This window comes from Dactylosporangium sp. NPDC050688 (assembly GCF_040654515.1).
In the GTDB taxonomy this organism is placed as follows: Bacteria; Actinomycetota; Actinomycetes; order Mycobacteriales; family Micromonosporaceae; genus Dactylosporangium.
This window is the reverse complement of sequence record NZ_JBFAIC010000047.1, coordinates 75,031-93,313: the sequence shown is the minus strand read 5'-3', so window position 1 is coordinate 93,313 and position 18,283 is coordinate 75,031. Positions and strand designations below refer to the sequence as shown.

The window sequence follows — 18,283 nt, the reverse complement described above, 5'->3', positions numbered from 1 at the left end:
CGCGGTGCACGACGCGTGGGCACCGTATGACACCTACACCGCGGTCAGCCACCAGTTGTGCTGCGCGCATCTGCTGCGCGAGCTCGCCGCCGCCGCCGTTGTGGCGCCTGCTGCGGCATGGCCCGGCCAGGCGGCGGATGCGTTGCTGCGCCTCAAGACCGCGGCCGACGACGCCCGCGCCGGCGGCAGCGCGGTGATCGACCCGCAGCTGCTCGCCGAACAGACCCGGCGGTTTCGTCAGGCCGCCCTCGTCGCGGTCAAGGACCACCAGCACGACACGTCGAAGACCGGCCGGCTGGCCGACACCGCCCTCGCCGGGCGGCCGGTCGTGATCCGGTTACTCGCGCGGCGACTTGTCTGTCGCCAGGCCGGGTGTGCCCGGGTCACGTTCGTCGAACAGATCCCGGGCCTGACCAGCCCGCACTCCCGGTACAGCCCGCCGTTGCGGGCGGCGTTGACCGCGATCGCGGTCGCTGCGGCCGGCCGGCCGGCCCGGGACCCGGCTGGCCCGGAAGCTGGGTATGCCCGTCGGCCGGGATACCCTGCTCAGCCTGCTGCGCGCGGCACCGCTGCCGCAGCCGGGCACGGTCACGGCGCTCGGTGTTGACGATTTCGCGTGGAGCACTTCGACGGTCCAGTGGCCGCGTAGCCAGTCGGCGAGTTCGGCTGGTGTGGCCTGGTCTGCGGTGAGGTTGGTGACAGTGTAGACGGTGACGGTCGACCAGTGGCCGGTGGTCAGGTTCATGCGGCGCCGAGGGACGCGGATGGCCTGCACGGCGTGCGGGAAGTCCAGCCCGATCGCTGGGGTGACGGTGAGGACCTGCAGGCGACGGATGTCGTAGCGGCCGTGGCCGCGGGTGTGGACCTCGTCGCCGATCGGGACCTTGCTCCAGGGCAGGTGTTTGACCTGGTGGTACAGGGTCGGCTGGTTGCGCTTCACGACGAACACGTAGCCGGCGTTGCGTTGCTCGGCCAGCCATCGGGCGTGCTCGCGCTGCGTGTGCAACGCATCGGCAGTGATGACAGCGCCGGTGAGGTCCAGGCCGGCCAGCAACGGCACGAACCTGGTGATCTCGTTCGTCTTGCTGTCGACGGTGGTCTGCGCGACCACGACGCCGGTGTGATGGTCGACTGCTGCGAGGAAGTGGATCTGCGACCCGGCCAGACCGGACCCGCGCAGGGTTTTGCCGTCCGCGGCGTACGCGCGGCGCCGTGGTGGCTGGCCGGCGGGTGGGGTGTGCAGGCCCACCAGCCACCAGCGACTACGCCAGCGACCGCGGGCACGGGCTCAACCGGCTGACGGCGGTGTCGAACGCGTCGCCGTCGAGGTCGGCCAGGACCCGGCCGATCGTTGTGGCGTCCGGCACGCGGTGCGCGCCGGTGATCGGGTCGCGGACCACGCCGAGCGCGGTGAGGATGGTGGCCGGTACGTCGGCGACCCATTCGCCGATCGCGGCGACCGAGCGGGCACTGGCCAGCACGGCGGCGATGGCGACCGCGAGCAGGCTGTCCAACGGGTGGATCACGCCGCGCCGATCGCGGGGGTCGGGCACCAGCGCCAACGCTTGTAGCAGCGCCGGCCCCTGGGCGGGGTCGAGCGACACGCCTTGGGTGCGTGCGGTGAGGCGATCAATCAGCGATGATGCAGTCACGAGCGCGGTCCTTCTGATCACCCAGCGTAGACAACTGAATGATCACCACGGGGCCGCGCTCGCCTCGTGAGGCAGCCACAACGGGCGCGGCTACCACGGACCCGGCAAAGCGGTCAAATCCCTACCTTGCAGAGGCCCTGCCACCTTCATACCGGGGTTCTTCGTCTTTCTGTTGCACCACAACGAGTTCGGCGTGTCCTAGCCAGCCCGAACCGACGACCACCTAACGTGCGCCAACCGTTACCCGGAATGGCTCACTGAAGGACTAGCACTGCCGTGCGCTGCTGGCCTTGTCGTTGAAGCTGTAGGAGCGCATGTCGTGAATCTGGCTCTGCGGGCCGAAGACGATGCTTCTGCCGCCGTAATTCACGTGCTCGTAGATGCACCATGTCGCGCCGGAGTTGTTCCAGGCAGAGGAAGCGAGGTCGTTAAAGGCTTTCGTTCCGAAATTGGGGAACGCGGTTCCGCCACCGTTCGGAATGAACAAGTCTCCTCGGAATTCGATGCTCGTCCAGAGGCAGAACTTGTTGGCCGGGCAGTCCGACTGGGCTGCTTGCGCCGGAGATGCGCCGACGACGGGCGTGACCAGAGCGGCAAGTCCGACGGCCAGACCTCTGATCAGAAGTTTGCGCGGACCCTTCATGTCGTTCCCCCTCCGGTTCGTTGACCGCGCGGCGGAGGCGCCTTCGCGGCTGTGACGGCATTGTTCTGCTCGGCACCGCGCCGTTGGAAGTTCGGTGTCGATCTAGGAACGGCTGCCGTCCTACTCCGGTTCACGTGAACGTCCCACGACCGGTCCTCGTGGTCCTCGCCTCGTCGAGCCGTCCGGCCCAGGCCCGGTAACGGGTGCGGTGGGCGATTGGGCTGACCGGACACCCGGCCGAACGGACGGCGTGTTGCCCCCAGGACCGCGACCACCAACCGTCCACACGGTGTCTACCGGCTGTGATTTGAACGCCATGGCTGCGCAGGGCGACGCTCATGGCCGGCCGCGGCTCCCCGCTGCGGGGAAGAGTCCGCCGTCACTTCACGACTCGAGCGATGAACCGTGAGCCGGTCCGCGCACGTCTTCGACAGGCGACAGGGTCATCGCTTACTCGAAGACAGGAGAGCCGATGCACTCGGGCGGACGCGCGCGCGGACGGGCGCTGGCCCGGCGGGCTGGTGTGACGGTGTCGATCGCAGGAGCGATTCTGGGCGTGCTGGTCTCGACGCTCGCCTTGTGCCCGCCGGCGCTTGCCGGGCCGGGGTCCGCCGTCGGGCTGGCGGCACCGTCGGGTTCGCTGGCCGCCGGCTCGACGGCGAGCGGATCGGTGAAGTACTACATCGTCGGACCGCCGATCAACGACCAGCCGGAGTACCTGTTCGCCATCGCTACCCGCACGCTCGGCAACGGAAAGCGGGCTGACGAGATCTTCGAGCTGAACAAGGGGCGGCGCCAGCCCGACGGCTCCGCCCTGGCCGACCCGGCGGTGCTCCATCCGGGCTGGATCCTGCTGCTGCCGCCCGACGCGTCGGGTCCGGGCGTGCTGACCGGGCCGCTGCCGACACCGAGCGCCGATGCGACGCCAGGCCCGGCAACGACCGGGTCGGGCCCGGCCGAAGCGGCCGGCGCCAACCGGTCCAATTCCCTCATCCGTGGCCTCGGCGTGCTGCTCGTGGTCGTCGTCATGATCGTGGCCATCCAACTGTTGCGCCGGGGCCGGCCGCGGCGGCTGCCCAGGTCGCAGAATCGCCTCCGGGAGCGGGCCGGGGAGCCGGCCGCCCCGGACCGGCCAGACCCACCGTTCCTGCCGGCCTCCGAATCCGAGTCGGTGAACATGCGGCCCAGGGTTCCGGCCGACGGCTGGGAGGGCCGCCGGGCGCCGTCGGATGGTGGCCTGACGAGGCCCGCACCGGCTCCCGCCCGCGGCGTCGGGAGTGACCGTCGGGTCGCCCAGTACCCGCCCGACGATCTGCTGGACGTCCAGCTGACCGCGGCCTCTGGGCTGGACCGGGCCACCGTACGGCTGGCCGGGGTGCGCCTGCCCCGGGCGACCCCTGCCTGGCTGTGGCTGGACGTGGACGCCGCCGGGCCGCCGGCGCCGACCTACACCGCCGTGGGTGTGCTCGACGGCCGGGCTCTCTGCCTCGACCTGGTCCAGGCACCGGATGTCCTGACGGTCGCCGGGGACGAAGCCAAGGCCCGGCGGCTGTCGGCCGCGCTCGCCCGGCAGCTCATCGACCGTGGCGTCCCCGTTACCGTCGTCGGCCAGGCGGTCGGCGGCCGGCTCGCCGGCGCTCGCATGGTGCGTTCGTTGGCTGAGGCGGAGGCGGAGACCGACGACCCGACCGCGGTAGAGATCATCTTCTGCGGCCCCGGGCCAGACGACGCACCCTCCCTGCGCCGGCTGACCGCGCGGTCCAGTCCCCGCACGATCGTCGTCCTCGTCGGCAAGGCGCCGCCCGGGCGATGGTCGATCGAGGTGCGATGATCGCCGATCCGCGCCGGTTCATCCTGCGGGCGGTCACACCCCGGCCGCCTCCTGAGACTCGGGGACCTCGTCAGCCAGTCGGATCGGCGCCGTCACGGTGACCCAGGTGCCGCCGTCCGGCGAGCTCCGCACCGAGAGCGCGCCGCCGATCGCCCGGGCGCGCTCGGACATCCCCACGATCCCGAAGTGGCCCTCGCTCGGACCGGGCGGCTGGTGCGGAAGCCCACGACCGTCGTCGGCCACGACGAGCCGGATCGTGCCCCTGTACTGCTGCACCTGTATCCGCACGTGGTGGGCCCCGGCATGACGCTCCACGTTGGTGAGTGCCTCGCTCAGGATGCGCAGCAGCTCATAGCGGACCGCGATGGTCGGCTCAGCCTGCTGCAGCTGCAGATCGACCGCGGTGCCCGTCGATCGGGACCAGTCCTGGCTGGTCGCTTCGACGACCTTGCCGAAGGGTTGCTGAGGTTGGTCCAGCCGGAGCCCGGTGACCAGCCCCCGGGCCTGCTCGGCCGCCGCTTCCACTCCGGCCGAGACGGTGCTGGCGAGCTCCTCGGCCAGTTCCGGATGGCGGCGCAGCGACGTCGGCAGGGCCAGCGCGGCGAAGGACACGCCCCGCAGGGTCTTGGTCAGCGAGTCATGCAGTTCGCGGGCGAGCCTGGCCCGCTCCGAGGCCGCCGCCGATCGCTGTGCCACATTGACGAGGTCGATCACGGACTGGATGTGGCGGTCGACGGTCGCTCGGGCGATCGCACCGCCGATGCCGCAGACCACCCCGGCCATCGGACAGGCCAGCACGAACACCTGCACCTGGGCCGGCAGGCGGAACTCGGTGAGAAAGTGGATCGCGGCCACGTAGCTGATCGTCGCTTGAGCGATCCAGATCGGCACGGCCCGCAGCCGCAGCAGCGCCCCGGAGACGGCCGCGCAGCCGGCCGCATAACAGAAGTAGGCGACGCTGGTGCCACCTGCGGCGAGCGCACCGATGATGCCGAGGGTGTCGAGGATGCTCATGGTGAAAGGCATCCGCTGGAGCCTCGGCCACCAGGACATCATGTCGATCTCGACGACCGTTGCGAGCACCACGCAGAGGATGAGAAACACCAGCTTGTGCGGGTGCGGGACCAGGAGCACGCCCGCGCTTGCCGCGGTCACGGTCACTGCCGCCCGGATGATGAGAATCGCTCGGGACAGTGCGGCCCCGATGACGGCGTAGTCCGGCGATGCGCCGCCGTGCTTCAGCCAGACCTCGTCCGTAGACTCGGATTCCCGGGCAGTCGCCTCGAACGTCACGCCAACACGGTACGGTGCGGCAACAGGGCGGCAACAGCGTCGACCCCAGGCATAGCTGCTTTGACCGGATCTGTCCCGCGCTCACCGGCGGGCGCGGCTCCAGGCGACCATCGCTTCGGACCGGCTGGTGACGTTCAGCTTGGCGAAGGCGCGATGCAGGTGGTTCTTCACGGTCTTCTCGCTGAGCCAGAGCCGGGCGGCGATGGCCGCGTTCGAAAGGCCCAGGCTGAGCAGGTTCAGCACGTCATGTTCCCGGTCGGTCAGCTCCTCGATCGGTCCGGTCGCCGAGGCCGTCCCGCCCGGGCGGAGGGCGGCCACGGTGGCCCGGGCCGCCTTGGGCGACAGCCAGCTCTGCCCGGCGTTGACGGCCCGCACGGCCCGGAGCAGGTCGGCCGGGTCGAACTGCCCGTGCACCAGGTATCCCTGAGCGCCGCCCTGCAGCATCCGGGTGACCAGGTCGTCGCTCTCATCGCTGGTCAGCACCAGCACCTTGCCGTAGTTCGACAGTGCGGTGACGACCGAGAGCCCGTCGGCGACCGGCATCATGTAGTCGAGCAGGATCACCTGCGGCCGCGTCCGCTGAGCCAGCTGGAGCGCGGCGATCCCGTCGACCGCCTCGCCGACGACCCGCACCTCGTCGGTGCTGTCGAGGTAGCCGCGCAGCGCCGTGCGGACGAATGGGTTGTCGTCCACCACGATCACGTCGATCATCGCACCTCCAACCGACCAGCCACGGCCCCGGCATCGACGCAGCCGAGGTAAACACTACCGGCAGCAGCGCGAATGGTTCCACACGCGCCGGTCCCCGACGGCCGGGGCCTGAACCGCGGGCGTTCAGGGCTCGTCCTTTGTGGTATGACCATCACCACGGGGTTACCCGGGGGCCGGGCACAGGGAGCGTTGCGGCGCCGCCTCCGGGCCGGCGGGGAGCCACCTCGCCGTGTCCCGAGCCTGTATGACCTTGCCGTCGTGGTCGCTTCCGACGGTGGCTTGGCCACCCGGCAGCGTCCGGACTGGTCGCTGACCGGTGCCGAGCTGGCCGGCATGGTCCAGGACAGTGGCGGCGACGGGCTTGACGTGCGGCTGCTGGTCGCCGCCGGGCCGCAGATCCGGCCTACGATTCAGGCGATGGCCTCCGAGCTCGGCCGGGACGTGCTCGTGGCCCCGACCGGAAGCGAGCTGCGGTTCACCCCCTCGGGCCTCGAACCGGGACTGCGATCCGCCCGCCGCGCCGACGTCGACCTCGGTGGCGGCGTCGGCCGGGACGTGGTGCCGGTGGATCTCGTGACCGGCCACCCGGTCGACTGGCTGTTGGTCCAGCCGTCCGGTGACCAGACCTACGGGCAGAGTTGGTTCGAGCTTTCCGGCGGGATGGTGCTCGAGCGGGAAGGAACGGTGGCGCTGCCGTTGCCCGGCGGCGGGCTGAGTCTGGCAACCCGGGATGACTTCGTGCACCGCCGGTCCGCGGCGGCGACGATGCGACCGGGCCACCCGAGTGTGCTCACGGTCGCTGTCGGGGTGCGGGCCGGCGACTTCGTCGTGGGCGACTACGACGGGCGGGTGAGCCTGCGCGACGGTCGGCAGCTGGCGGCCGCGCTGGCCCCGCTGCCGCTCTACGGTCAGCATCTGCGACTGTGGTTGAGCTGGCCCGAGAGGGCAGAGGAGCGGCGGCGGCTCGACCTGAACCTGACCCTGCTCGCCGAGACCACCGGCGCCACGGTGTGGGCTCCGGCCGAGGGTGGCCGGGTCGAGATCATGGAAGGCTGCCGCGACCTGTCGGTGATCCACCGTGACGCCCGGCCCGGCCGATGGGAGCGGTACGGCAGCCCCGCTGGCCAGGTGCTGTTCCAGACCGACGTGGACGGTCGGCTGGTTCCGGCCGGTGGCGTCGTCACGACCGGCTATCCCGGCGTACCCCTCGTAAGCGTGCCGGCCGCCCACGAACAGAGCCGGCTCGCGATCTACGAACGCCAGCAGCCCAGCCAGGCGATCTTCCGTGCCGACCTCGCGGTGTTGGCCGACGGAAGGCTGGCGCTGCGCTACCGCGACGATTCGTTGCTCGCCGCCGGCGAACGGCAGATCAGCCAACTTCTGGAGGTCGCGGGCTGGCGCGGCACGGATCTGATGCTGCTCTCGACGATCTCGCCCGAGCGGGCGGCCGGAGCACGGCAGCACGCCGACCGGCTGGGTCGGTATCTGCGCTGCGGTGTCACCCTCAGCGAGGCGCCCAACCCGAGGCCACGGTGGGCCCCTGCCGAGCCGGCCCCACCCGGACCCGAGCCGGATCCGCTCGCCTCGCCGCCCGTGGCCCGAGCGATCCCGGTCGAGGCTTCCCCGTTTCCGATGCCGAGGGCGGCGCCGACGCCGACCGCACCCGCGCCAGCCGCAGCCGCCCGGCCCATTCCTGCGCCAACGCCTGAACCCGCCACCACGCACCGATCCGCCGCACAGCCCAGCCAGGAGGTCGCGCCCGCCGGGAAGCCCTTGACTGCGGCCCCGACGCCGGCCGCTGGACCGGCTGCCGCGACCTCGACGTCCACCGGGCACGAGAGCACCGTCCCGGCCGGGATCGGCAAGCACACACTTCCGCCGTACCCGGCACCTGCCGCCACGGGTGCGCTCACCGAACTTGACCCAGGCGAACTCTCGGTGGCCGATCGCATGGACACCGCTCGCGCGCTCGCCGCCGACGACGGTTCACGGCAAACCGAACTGGCCGGCGCCCATGCCGTCAACACCCGCCTCGTCTCCGGGACCGCGGTCGCGCCGGTCGACGGCCCGAAGCGCGCGGAGACGACCGGACCCGAGGCACCCGGCCGGGAGGCGGACCCGCCGCCGGACCCGTTCGCCGTGCCGTTACCGGTCACGACCTCACGGTTCATCGACGGCCCCAGACTGACCGTGGCGCCGCGCTCCTCGACCTGGCACGGACTCACCTGGCTGACACCGCAGCCGCAGGTCAACGAAGAAGCGTGCGAGCTGTTCGTCGAGTGCGCGGTCGACCCGGACGTCGCCGTCGCCGACGGCGTCCCGAGCCCCGGCCTGTTCCTCCTGGCCCACCTGGACGCGGTGAGTCTGAGCGCCCGGACCCGCGCCGGCCATCTGCTCGCGCTGCGGGTCGGCCCCGGCGGCGCGGTCGACGTGGCGGCGAGCGAAGTCGAGCCGCCCCCGGCGCTGGCGCCGGCGCTCCGTGGCCGCGACGTGTACGTGTTACCGGCCGGCTGGCTGGACCGGTGCCGCATCGTGGCCGCGCTCTCGGTCGGGCCGCACGGCAGTCTGGAGCCAGACCGGCAATGGCCCGACGCGCCGGTGAACCTGCTCTGCCGCGGGGCCGCGCACGGTGTCCCGGGCCTGCCGAACGAGGTACAGCGGTGGCCCAGGGGTCGGCTGCACACCGCCACCACCCGGTTCATCATGGTGCGCGCGGACAGCCCGAAAGGGCTGGGGCGGTGGCAACGTCTGCACCGGCAGCGGCCCCCGGCACTTCCCGGCCACCGGCTGATCGAGGTGCTGGTCGATCGCGGCCGGGCCATCGACGTCGTCGGTACCGCACGAACCCTGGCCGAGTTGCCGCGGGTCCGGACGATGCTGCCACAGTTGACGGCTGACAGCACCGAGCACATCCTGCCGATCGCGTCCTATCCATACGTGCGCGTCGAGCGGGAGTTCGTGGCAGAGGGGCGGGAATGGCGCCGGATCAGGCCCTCCGCGTTCCGCACGCTCGAGGCGTGGCGCCCGGAGCCGGCCTGACCGTCGCCGCCGATGAACGATTTGCCGATCCGGGACGTACGAGCCCCCGCCGGCCGGAGCTGGGATCGGAAGGGAGAGCACGTGACCAAGCTGGACGAGACGTGGGACTGGGGGGCGTCAGGAACGGGCCAGCACCGCCAGGTTTCGAGCAGCCGTCCGGCCAGGTTCCGGCACGCCGGGCGTGCCCGGCCGCACCCCGCTCCGGGACCGGACGTGCCCGCCGTCGCCCCGAATCCCGGGCAACGCGAGCCCGCTGCCGTCACGCCCGACAGGAGCCGGCCCGCCGCGGCTGGGCCGGACCGGAGCCGGCCTGCCGGCCCCGAACCAGCGCGGAGCCAGCCGCTGGCTGTCGGTTCGAAGCCGGAGTCCCTCCCGGTCGGCCCACTGCCGCAGCGGAGCGACATGCCGGCCGCCCGACCGAGGAGATCGCCCGCGCTGCGGTCGCTCGCCGTGGCCCTCGTCTTCGGCCTGATCATGGCCTTCGCGATGGTGACGATCCGGAGCACCGCGTCAGGGCGGCAGTCCGGTCCGCCCGCCGGGCTGCTCACCACCAGCACCGCCACCGACCCGCTGAACGGCCCACCGGCCAACCCGCCGAGCGCGTCGTCGCTGACCGGAGGCTCGTCAGGGCCGGCGACCGCATCGCCGTCCCCACCGGCGGCGCCGACCTCGGCGGCGGCCGCACCGGCGCCGACCTCACCGGTCCGGCCGTCCACGCCGGCGGCCACCCGAACGACGACCCGTCCGCCGGTTTTCACGCCGGTGGTGATCCAGGCCGAGGCGCCCGGCAACAACCTCATCGGCGGCGCCCAGGTCTGGCCCTGCGCGACCTGCGACGGGGGCGGGCGGGTGGCGCACATCGCGGGCACGGCGAGGGTCATCCTGCGCACCACGATGCCGGCAGCCGGCACACGGACCGTCACGGTGACGTACGAGTCCGACGGGCTGCGACTGATCAAGATTGCCGCCAACGGGACCGAGACCGCCCAGCGCTGGGTCACCGGCCCCGGATGGGAGACGCCGCAGACGTTCGTGTTCACCGCCGAGCTGCCGGCCGGGGCGCTCCAGCTTGCGTTCTACAACGACGCGGGTCCGGCCCCCGACATCGACAAGGTCGTCATCAGCTGACGTGGTCGTCGTTGACCGGCTCAGGCGATGGTGATCTTGTCCAGGTCGGGAGGAGAGGTGGCATGCCTGCTGCCGAGAGAGATCTGGACCGCGCCGGCCGGAACATAGGCCGTGAAGGTGACGCTTCGGGGCGTTTCCCAGCCCGCTCCGACCACATCCTGGTCGAATACGACGGACTTGTTGACTGCGACCACCAGTGTGCGGTCACCGTCGGTCGCGAAGGCGACAGTCACCGTGCGGGTTCCCGCCGCGGGCACGTTGACGGGTATGGACAGCCCCTCAGCGCTGACGTATTTCAACCGGTGCCCACCGGAGCACGCGGCGCAGGGCGCCGCCTTGGCGCCGGACGGCCAGATGTTCCCCGGGTGCTCAGCCTCGACGACGATGGGTTGAAACGATGTGGCCTGGGGCATGCCCGGCCAGCCCGGGCCGGCCGAGGTCGCGGCCGTGCTGGGGCCCACCGTCGGCGGTGGCGTCGTCGGCGCTGGGCTCGATGGCGTCACCGGGCTGCTCGGGGCGGGGCCGCTGGTCACCGGTGACGGCTCCGCAACGCCGTCGGTGTCCGACGTGACCAGCCAGGGAACAAGCACGCTGGCCGCCGCGGCGCTAGCCAGCACAAGGATGAGTGCCAGCCGCTGTCCCTGAACCCGAGAGCGCTTCGCGTGCTTCGCCTCACTTGCCATGTCAGCCGTCGTCCACTCCTCGAAGTCGCCCGCTCCAGCGAATGTATCGACTGCACCGGCCGTGGACCAATCAGCGGCATGCTGAGTGGGACCGGTCGGGCCCGGCCGAGTCCCCAACTCGCCAGCCGCCTGATCATGCCAAGCCGGCCCGATCTTGCGCAACGTCGGCGGCCGGCCCCGACCCGCTCCCTCTGGACGGTCGGGGCCGGGTGGTCAGGCATGGGAGCCTTCGGGCTCTGGAGCGCGGGCATCGTGAGCTGCGGTCATCGACACGATCCGGGCGGCAGGAGCCTACCGCCCGCCCGTGGAGCCGGGCCGATCCACGCAGGTGACGCGCGCAGCTTGCGGCGTCCGTGCCGACATGCCGTCGCCGGCCTCGTCGACCGGGCGTGGGCGGCTCACCACCCGCGCAGCCGGGCCCCGGTGCGGCCGGCCGGTCCGGGGCACCCTGGCCGGCCGGTCCGGGGTGGCTGCGTCACGGCGAGACAAGCGACCACCGGATGATCGACTCCTGCGCGTTGGTCACCGAGGTCTTTCCGGTGGCGCCGGTGAAGCCGACGTAGGCCGGCCCGGTCCCGACGGTCGCTGCCAGGTCGACTCCGTAGGTGAACAGTGGGTTCGCCGGCCGGGTGGGGTTGGTGGAGGCCCAGACGGTCAGGGTGTGGGCCGGGGCGTCGTAGGTGATCCACACGTGGACCGGTTTGGAGCCCCACATGCTGAATCCGGGGTCGCGCCAGATCCGGTGGTTGGTGTGGTCTCCGTTGAGTGTCACGGCGATGTGCTGGTGGCCGGCGGGATCGAACCCGTCCCGGTTGTTGTCCCAGGTGTCCAGTTCGACCGCGAGGCTGGGCCTGATCGCCGGGGCGGGGTCGTCGGCGCGCCGGCCGTAGCCCAGGCGGCTGCCGGCATTGCCGAGCGCGGCCGGTCCCTGGCTCTGGACCACGAACGCCACGCCGTCGGTGATGTTGCTGATCTGGGCGGTGAAGGAGGTCTGGAACGACCGGGACGGGTCGATCCGGGTGGTCGCCCAGGCGCTGGCCGCCTGCGCCGAGTTGGCGGCCAGGTGGAGCCGGCCGCCCGACACGCGGGCCGAGCCGTTGAGCCGCAGGTTCGACGCGTCGGCGAAGCCGTCCCGGTGGATCTGCACGCTCTGCTCCGCCCGGTTGGCGGTCCCGGTCGGCTTGGCGAGCGAGGATTTCCCGCTGGTCTGGCTCGGCGCGGGTGTGCCGGACGCTGCCGCCACCGGTGACTCGGTCACGGACGGGGTCATGGGCGGGGTCATGGGCGGGGTCATGGGCGGGGTCGCTTGGGACCAGCCGTCCAGCAGAAGCCCGTTGGTGTAGAAGTCGGCGTATCCGGCAACCCGGTCGACGAAGGCGGCGACCGAGGACGGCACGCCGGCGGTGTCCTTCACCGCTTCGACCGAGGACCGCGACGCGGCGACCGCCAGCCGCCACCGGTCACCGGTCACCCCGCTCACCCGGATCCGGCCGATCAGGTCGCAGGTCATGTGGGCGAGGGCGAGCACACTCGCCTCCTGGTTGGCCGGGGCCGCGTCGGGCGAGGGCCTCCACACCTTCCACTGCTCCGCGGTGAGCCCGGCGATGCCGCCGTCCGGTGTGGGTTTGAACCCGGTCGTGGCCATCACCTGGGCGGCCAGCCGGGCCGGTGTGAGGGCCGGGCAGGACTTCGCTGCCCGGAAGAGGTCGGCAACCATCGAGGGTTCGACCCGGACGGCGTCGGAGGTCGTCGCGGCGTTGCCGACCCCGAGGACCAGCCACAGGGACAGCGCGCTGATCGCGGCCACGGTCGCGACCACCGCGCGGCGGCGGGTGCGGTGCCGCAACGGACGAATGGCCCAGCCGGCAATCGTGTGCGCTCGCATCGGGTCCTCTCCTCTCCTCGTTGGTGGCTCGTACCAAGACGTCCGGACGGGCGCCGCGGTTCACGCCGCTGCCCGTGTGTCACCGGCGAGCTGTCCGCCGCGGACGACCCGTGTGGATGACCGCCGTGGATGACCGCCGTGCTATGTCCCCGTTGCCCGGGGATGAATCCCGGGCGTTGTGCCGCTTCCGGCGTGCTCCTGTGAACTGACGAACCCGCCGCCGCGTCGAACCTGGGTGGAAAGGGGTGGTCGTGTCGCGGCTGAGGGAAAGCCATTGGTTGCTGTTGAGAATCGCCGGTAGCGCGCCGGACGATCTGGTCCATCGCTGCCGGCGCTGGCTGGCGGAAGGCCGCGTTCTCGACGTGGGACGCGCCGTGGCCTATGCCGTGCTCTCGCAACGCCTGAGACTGACCGACGCCGACATCAACCTGCTGGCCGGGTTGCTCGCCGCGGACGGGTCGGCACTGCGCCGAAGCTGCAGCCTTACCGCCCGTCCCATTCGAACTCCCCGACCAACGTCTGCAATGGGCGCATCATGTCCTCGGCCGTCTCGCGCACGGCGGTCAGGGCCCGGGCGTGCGCGGCCAGGATGTCGAGCCGGAGGCTGGCGGCGTCCGGCAGCTCACCCCCGTCGAAGCGGATGTCGTGCAGCTCGCCCGTCGCACCGAGGCTGATGGTGACCGGGCCGGAGGTTCCGGACACCTCCATGTTGAGCAGCATGGATCTGGCCTCTGTCAGCTCGGCCTGTATGGCGTCGGCCCGCTGTAACCAGGCAGCGGAGTGACCTGTCTGGTCCATCGTCATCCCTGCCTCCTCGGCCACCGGCCGGACGCGAACGGATAATCAGGCGGCGTAGTCATGCCGGGCACCGCGGTCGTCGCTCAGCAGACCGAGGCCGATCGCTGCCCTGGTCAGCTCGGCCTTGTTGTTGACCTTCAGCTTGCTCCGGATCCGCTTGGCGTAGGTGTTGACCGTCGCCTCGGACAGACCCATCCGGGTGGCGATCTGTCGCTGCGTGAGACCAAGGCCGATCCATCGGACCGTCTCGACCTCTCGGGGAGCCAGACCCACGGTCGCCTCGCTCTCGGGCCGCCGGGCTGCCCCGAGCCGCTCATGCAGGTGCCCGATCAGGTCAGGTGAGACGTAAAGGGCCCCGGTCGCTGCGATGCGCAGCGCCATGACCATTTCGCGCTGGTCACAGCTGCGGGTGACGCAGCCTCGAGCGCCGGCCCGGATCGCGCCCCACAGCAGGTCCTCACTGTCCCATGTGGACGTCACCACGGGATAGGCCACTGCTGACACGCTGGTCACGATGTCGACGCAACTGCGCACATCCCGCGACGAGATGGCCACGACGGCCACGCCGTACGCCCCGGCTCCGTCCAGCATGTCGATCTCCTCGACCGACGAGACCGACGTGCCGACGGTGAACCCCGGCTCATCGGCCAGCACCCGCTCCATTCCGGCCCGGGTGATCGGTTGCTCGTCAATGATGGCCACCCGGCAGGCGCCCGCCTCGTATCTGGGCATTGAACCTTGAAACATCACAGTCATCTCCTCGGAGCATGCACCAACGGCGGTGATACGCCGGTGTAACAGTTGGACGAGACGTAAGGCCTTTTGGTTCAACACGAACAGGTTCCGGCGGTATGTACGGCCGGGGATGTCATACTCGGTCTGCCCGTGCCGTGGGCGGTCCGGTCAGGCGCTCACCACGGTGGGCGGATCCGGTCGGTTGAACCGTCCGGGCCCGTGGGACGTGTAACAGGCAACACACGCTGCGCACCGAGCAACGTGTCGCACGCCAAGGAAGACAGGCATGACCCAACCCCCGGCTGGACCGGAACATGTCCAGCTCCAGCTTGGCCTGTATGTGCTTGGCGCGCTCTGCTCGGTCGAGGCGGGAGTGGTCGACCAGCATCTGACCTGGTGCGCCGAGTGCCGGGCCGAGCGCGCCGAGCTGAGCCAGGTGCTGACCCTCCTTTCGTTTCTGAGCACGGAGGATGTCCGCTCGATCGGCAACGAGTTCGCACCGGGGACCGGTGCGGCCGAGCGCCCATCGGCTACCCCGGCCGAAGCGTCGTCGCCGGCCTCCGAGCGTCCCGCGACACCGCCGGCGGCCAGTCCCGGGGCCGCCTCGGACCCGCGGTCGTGAGCCAGCCGGCCCCGGAAGCCGCGTTTTCCGGCTCGTCACCGCGGCCGTCGGGCTGGGACTGGTGACCAGCCGCCGACGGCGGTACCCCTGGCCCACACCGGCACGGAACACGGCGACCGGAGTCACGATGTCGGCGACCGTCGTAGGCGCGACCAAACCTGCCCGTGTCACCGCGAGCGTGACCGAGCTCTGCCCCCCGGGCGCGCGGTGCCAGCTCTACGCGGTCGACTCGCGGGGCATGACCATCTTGGTGACCCAGTGGGTTGCCGGGAACACGCCATACACCTACGCCGGTGACGTTGCCGCGCCGGCGAACGACCTCGGCTGCTCCACCGTCATCCAGCTGGACGGCCGGGTCACGATCGCGGGCAAGGCCGCCCGGTCCGGCTGAGGTCATCGACCGGCTCGTCATCGTGCCGCAGAAATCCCCGCTCCGCGAGTGCGCCCCGCAGCGCCCGCAGCCCGTAGAACGTCCGCGACTTGATGGTGCCCTGGGCGATGTTCAGCGCCTCGGCAGCCTCCGCGACCGAGTGGTCCAGGAAATAGACCTGGACCAGGACGTCCCGCAGCCGATCGGGCAGCGACGCGAGGGCGACCCTGACCTCCTCGCGATCCAACAGCCAGTCGTAACCGTCGTCCGCCGGCGAGCGATCCTCGAGGCGAACGTCACCGAGCACGGCCGGTCGCGTCGACGCGGCTCGCACATGGTCGATGGCGATCCGCCGGGCGACAGTGAACAACCACGGCCGGCTCCACTGCCCGTCACCCCCGCGCGCCTCAGGGTGTCGCCACGCACGGATGAAGGTCTCCTGCCGGATGTCCTCGGCCTTGTGACGGTCGCCGCCGGTGAGCCGGATCAGGTAGTTCAGGACGACGGAGCCGTAGGCATCGTACAGCTGCCGCAACGATTCGTCGGGATCACTGTCGGGCGATTGCGAGGCGGTGGCGGGCGTCGCATCGCGCTGGGTCCGGGTCATTGTGCCTCCAGAGTGACCAGCAGGGTTGATGGCAGCTTATCGGCGGCCTGGATCGGGCACTTGAGTCGAAAGTCCCCATCCAGGTGCCACCGGATCAGCCTGTCCACACTGGACATCCCGCGGGAATCGGCAGGACCGGGTCGTCGCCGGCCTCGGTCGCGGCCGTGCCGCCCGGCCGCGGCGTTGACGGCCGCGGCCGGGCCTGCACTACCCGGAGTACGCCGCGAACTCCGCGACGGACCACCACGAGCTGCTGCTGCCGGTCTGGACGACCCTGATGTAGCGGGCGTCCTGCCTCGGGAACGACACGGTGGTCAGCTCCGCGAGGCCCGCACCGCGGGCGACCGGGCCGGTCCAGTTGGCGCCGTCGGCGGAGAGGTAGATCTCGAACCCGCGCGGATGGTCGGCACCGGTGGCCAGCAGGGAGACCTGACCGACCGGCTGGGACTTCTTCATGTCGACGGTGACGGACATGCCGTTGGTCATCGGCGCGCCGCTGGTCCAGCGGGTGCCGGTGTTGCCGTCGAGCATCCTGGCCGGGCTGTCCGTGTCGCCGGAGCGCGACGCCGTGGCGGTCCAGCCTGTGCGGTCCAGGGCCGTCCGGCTGCCCGGCAGCTGGTACAGCTCGTCGAGGGCCGCGCCGGCGCCCGGCTCGAACTGGTCGAAGCCGCGGGCGTCGCACTGCCGGCCGGCGTTGATGCACTGCTTCACCAGCGCGGTCAGCGTCGGCATGTCCCAGGCGTTGTAGAAGTCGTAGTGGAACGTGTAGCCGCGGCCGCTGGACAGGCGCACCTTCGACATGTCACCGCTGACCGGGAACGCCATCTTGAACTCGATCATCGGGACGGCCACCGGGTGGGTGGTGGGGCAGACGCCGCCGGACGGGTAGGCCATGTGGCTGATGTGGTCGGGGGTGTCCAGGTGCCGCCCGTCCCAGCAACCGGGCGCCTGCATCCGGAGGTTCAACTGGGTGCCGGCCGGGCAGTTGGCCGGGAAGTCGACGTTCTCGTAGCTTGCGCCGCACTCCCAGCCCTTCTGGTAGGCCGGCGACGACTTGAACTGCTCAGCGGTCGTCTTCGGGCTGCCGACGAGGTACCGAAGGCCGACCGGGAAGGGACGCACACTCGTGTAGTCCCGCACACCACTCTTGTAGTAGATGACCTGCGGCCCGACCGGCAGCACGGCGGTGTCACCGTTGTACAGCGTCGGCATCCAGTAGCCGGACCGGTCCCCCGGCACCCGGCACAGCGTCGAGCCCGCCAACAGTGACGTGGTCGTGCTCGCCGCGTTCGTGGTGGTGTTGCCCATGAACGTGTGGTCGTGCGAGGCGCCCGGCAGGCCGGGGAACACGATCGGGTCGTCGGGCAGCCGGTGGCTGACCGCGCAGTTGGCCTGGAACTCGCGGTGTTCCTTGTTCGGCGGGGTCGCCCGCGACGGCACCACCCCGGTCACCGGCGGATCGGCCAGCACGTAACCGGGCTGGCCGCCGGGGGCCTGACCGCCGTTCGACGCGCTCGGGCCAGGCACAGGCGGGACGGACGACGCCGGAGGCACGCCCGGCACCGTCGCGCTCGCCGGCGTCCCCGGGTTCGCGTCGGTGCCCCGCGTGCCGAACACCTGGAACTCCCACAGCGAGAAGCCGTACCCGGTGGCGCGGGTGGTGCCGTACATCCGCACGTACCGGCCCTGTCCGGCGACGGCCAGGGACTGCGTGCCGCCGGTACCGGTGGCCGTGTCATACAGCGAGGTCCAAGTTGCCCCGTCCGGCGACACCTGCACCTGGAACGCCTTCGCGTACGCGGCTTCCCAGCGCAGCACCACGCGCTCGATCGTCGCCTGCCCGCCGAGGTCGACCATCAGCCACTGGGGGTCGCTGAACGCGCTGGACCAGCGCGTGGACGTGTCGCCGTCGACGGCGGCCGCCGCCGACCAGTTCCCGCCCTCGGTGGAGGACGCGGTAGCCGGCTTACCTTGTGACAGCGGGGCCTCGTCGGCGCCGACCAGCCGCAAGGGGCCGGCCACCGTCCACGACACGACGGCGGTCATCGCCGTGACGATCGCGGCGATGAGGGCGTATTTGCGGCGTCTGCCGCGGCGCAACGTGGGCAGGGGGATCTGCGTTCGCATGTCGCCTCCGGTTCTGCGGTGGGATGAATGTCTGCTCAGGTGAATGGACATCACTGGCGGCGCGGTCACGCGCCGGGCCGGATCACCGGCCGGGGCGTCCTCAGTCAGCGGCGTGGCCCCCGCGCCGGCGCGGATGCTCGTAGAACGGTGCGGGAGGCG

General features: G+C 71.3%; 16 protein-coding genes and 1 pseudogene. 6 read left to right on the top strand and 11 right to left on the bottom strand.

Annotated features, from left to right (window positions below; translation table 11 throughout):
• Positions 1 to 4: 4 nt before the first annotated feature.
• Positions 5 to 238 (top strand): annotated as a pseudogene (locus AB0H83_RS34425) (transposase); the annotation flags it as partial.
• Positions 239 to 337: 99 nt separating this feature from the next.
• Here AB0H83_RS34425 and AB0H83_RS34420 read toward each other — a convergent pair.
• The 3 genes from AB0H83_RS34420 to AB0H83_RS34410 form a co-directional block, all read right to left on the bottom strand.
• The gene (locus AB0H83_RS34420; RefSeq protein ID WP_360102433.1) at positions 338 to 1,249 is read right to left on the bottom strand and encodes an ISAs1 family transposase; all 912 of its coding nucleotides are present in this window, start codon (positions 1,247 to 1,249) and stop codon (positions 338 to 340) included.
• A gap of 13 nt (positions 1,250 to 1,262) precedes the next feature.
• Complete coding sequence (locus AB0H83_RS34415) at positions 1,263 to 1,652, bottom strand: transposase family protein (RefSeq protein WP_360102431.1); 390 nt, start codon at positions 1,650 to 1,652, stop codon at positions 1,263 to 1,265.
• A 265-nt stretch (positions 1,653 to 1,917) separates the two neighbouring features.
• Positions 1,918 to 2,295: a peptidase inhibitor family I36 protein gene (locus tag AB0H83_RS34410; protein WP_360102429.1), complete on the bottom strand. Its 378-nt coding sequence runs from the start codon at positions 2,293 to 2,295 to the stop codon at positions 1,918 to 1,920.
• Between the two features lie 529 nt (positions 2,296 to 2,824).
• Here AB0H83_RS34410 and AB0H83_RS34405 point away from each other — a divergent pair.
• Entirely contained in the window at positions 2,825 to 4,126 is a 1,302-nt protein-coding gene (locus tag AB0H83_RS34405; protein ID WP_360102427.1) for a hypothetical protein, read from the top strand.
• A gap of 33 nt (positions 4,127 to 4,159) precedes the next feature.
• On the opposite strand, the gene AB0H83_RS34400 is transcribed toward AB0H83_RS34405, so the two are convergent.
• The gene (locus tag AB0H83_RS34400; RefSeq protein WP_360102425.1) at positions 4,160 to 5,419 is read right to left on the bottom strand and encodes an ATP-binding protein; all 1,260 of its coding nucleotides are present in this window, start codon (positions 5,417 to 5,419) and stop codon (positions 4,160 to 4,162) included.
• Positions 5,420 to 5,500: 81 nt separating this feature from the next.
• Positions 5,501 to 6,130 (bottom strand): response regulator transcription factor, encoded by a 630-nt coding sequence (locus AB0H83_RS34395; protein ID WP_360102423.1) that lies wholly within the window; start codon positions 6,128 to 6,130, stop codon positions 5,501 to 5,503.
• 258 nt (positions 6,131 to 6,388) lie between these two features.
• Here AB0H83_RS34395 and AB0H83_RS34390 point away from each other — a divergent pair, with 258 nt between their 5' ends.
• Positions 6,389 to 9,169, top strand: coding sequence for a hypothetical protein (locus AB0H83_RS34390; RefSeq protein ID WP_360102421.1), 2,781 nt, complete (start codon positions 6,389 to 6,391; stop codon positions 9,167 to 9,169).
• A 402-nt stretch (positions 9,170 to 9,571) separates the two neighbouring features.
• The gene (locus AB0H83_RS34385) at positions 9,572 to 10,297 is read left to right on the top strand and encodes a hypothetical protein (protein WP_360102419.1); all 726 of its coding nucleotides are present in this window, start codon (positions 9,572 to 9,574) and stop codon (positions 10,295 to 10,297) included.
• A 20-nt stretch (positions 10,298 to 10,317) separates the two neighbouring features.
• Here AB0H83_RS34385 and AB0H83_RS34380 read toward each other — a convergent pair whose 3' ends face one another.
• The 4 genes from AB0H83_RS34380 to AB0H83_RS34365 all read right to left on the bottom strand — a co-directional run bounded on the left by AB0H83_RS34380 (position 10,318) and on the right by AB0H83_RS34365 (position 14,395).
• Positions 10,318 to 10,980 carry a hypothetical protein gene (locus tag AB0H83_RS34380; protein ID WP_360102417.1) on the bottom strand — a complete coding sequence of 221 codons (663 nt, stop codon included), beginning with the start codon at positions 10,978 to 10,980 and terminating at the stop codon, positions 10,318 to 10,320.
• Between the two features lie 475 nt (positions 10,981 to 11,455).
• Positions 11,456 to 12,865 (bottom strand): hypothetical protein, encoded by a 1,410-nt coding sequence (locus AB0H83_RS34375; RefSeq protein ID WP_360102415.1) that lies wholly within the window; start codon positions 12,863 to 12,865, stop codon positions 11,456 to 11,458.
• 483 nt (positions 12,866 to 13,348) lie between these two features.
• Positions 13,349 to 13,669 carry a YbaB/EbfC family nucleoid-associated protein gene (locus tag AB0H83_RS34370; RefSeq protein WP_360102413.1) on the bottom strand — a complete coding sequence of 107 codons (321 nt, stop codon included), beginning with the start codon at positions 13,667 to 13,669 and terminating at the stop codon, positions 13,349 to 13,351.
• A gap of 39 nt (positions 13,670 to 13,708) precedes the next feature.
• Complete coding sequence (locus AB0H83_RS34365; RefSeq protein WP_360102411.1) at positions 13,709 to 14,395, bottom strand: response regulator transcription factor; 687 nt, start codon at positions 14,393 to 14,395, stop codon at positions 13,709 to 13,711.
• A gap of 289 nt (positions 14,396 to 14,684) precedes the next feature.
• On the opposite strand from AB0H83_RS34365, the gene AB0H83_RS34360 reads away from it, so the two are divergent.
• Both AB0H83_RS34360 and AB0H83_RS34355 read left to right on the top strand, forming a co-directional pair.
• Complete coding sequence (locus AB0H83_RS34360; protein ID WP_360102409.1) at positions 14,685 to 15,020, top strand: zf-HC2 domain-containing protein; 336 nt, start codon at positions 14,685 to 14,687, stop codon at positions 15,018 to 15,020.
• A gap of 238 nt (positions 15,021 to 15,258) precedes the next feature.
• The gene (locus AB0H83_RS34355) at positions 15,259 to 15,411 is read left to right on the top strand and encodes a hypothetical protein (protein ID WP_360102407.1); all 153 of its coding nucleotides are present in this window, start codon (positions 15,259 to 15,261) and stop codon (positions 15,409 to 15,411) included.
• On the opposite strand, the gene AB0H83_RS34350 is transcribed toward AB0H83_RS34355, so the two are convergent.
• Both AB0H83_RS34350 and AB0H83_RS34345 read right to left on the bottom strand, forming a co-directional pair.
• Positions 15,377 to 15,997, bottom strand: a complete 621-nt coding sequence (locus AB0H83_RS34350) for a sigma-70 family RNA polymerase sigma factor (RefSeq protein ID WP_360102405.1) — start codon at positions 15,995 to 15,997, stop codon at positions 15,377 to 15,379. The two genes, AB0H83_RS34355 and AB0H83_RS34350, sit on opposite strands and share 35 nt — an antisense overlap.
• A 207-nt stretch (positions 15,998 to 16,204) precedes the next feature.
• Positions 16,205 to 18,124, bottom strand: coding sequence for a DUF1996 domain-containing protein (locus tag AB0H83_RS34345; protein ID WP_360102403.1), 1,920 nt, complete (start codon positions 18,122 to 18,124; stop codon positions 16,205 to 16,207).
• Positions 18,125 to 18,283: the final 159 nt, after the last annotated feature.

What these genes read in the sequence shown, in the direction of transcription:
- AB0H83_RS34355 (WP_360102407.1), top strand. Translation starts at nt 15,259, where the DNA reads ATGACCATCTTGGTGACCCAGTGGGTTGCCGGGAACACGCCATACACC.
- AB0H83_RS34385 (WP_360102419.1), top strand. Translation starts at nt 9,572, where the DNA reads ATGCCGGCCGCCCGACCGAGGAGATCGCCCGCGCTGCGGTCGCTCGCC.
- AB0H83_RS34370 (WP_360102413.1), bottom strand. Translation starts at nt 13,669, where the DNA reads ATGACGATGGACCAGACAGGTCACTCCGCTGCCTGGTTACAGCGGGCC.
- AB0H83_RS34345 (WP_360102403.1), bottom strand. Translation starts at nt 18,124, where the DNA reads ATGCGAACGCAGATCCCCCTGCCCACGTTGCGCCGCGGCAGACGCCGC.
- AB0H83_RS34395 (WP_360102423.1), bottom strand. Translation starts at nt 6,130, where the DNA reads ATGATCGACGTGATCGTGGTGGACGACAACCCATTCGTCCGCACGGCG.
- AB0H83_RS34365 (WP_360102411.1), bottom strand. Translation starts at nt 14,395, where the DNA reads ATGCCCAGATACGAGGCGGGCGCCTGCCGGGTGGCCATCATTGACGAG.
- AB0H83_RS34375 (WP_360102415.1), bottom strand. Translation starts at nt 12,865, where the DNA reads ATGCGAGCGCACACGATTGCCGGCTGGGCCATTCGTCCGTTGCGGCAC.
- AB0H83_RS34360 (WP_360102409.1), top strand. Translation starts at nt 14,685, where the DNA reads ATGACCCAACCCCCGGCTGGACCGGAACATGTCCAGCTCCAGCTTGGC.
- AB0H83_RS34410 (WP_360102429.1), bottom strand. Translation starts at nt 2,295, where the DNA reads ATGAAGGGTCCGCGCAAACTTCTGATCAGAGGTCTGGCCGTCGGACTT.
- AB0H83_RS34350 (WP_360102405.1), bottom strand. Translation starts at nt 15,997, where the DNA reads ATGACCCGGACCCAGCGCGATGCGACGCCCGCCACCGCCTCGCAATCG.
- AB0H83_RS34380 (WP_360102417.1), bottom strand. Translation starts at nt 10,980, where the DNA reads ATGGCAAGTGAGGCGAAGCACGCGAAGCGCTCTCGGGTTCAGGGACAG.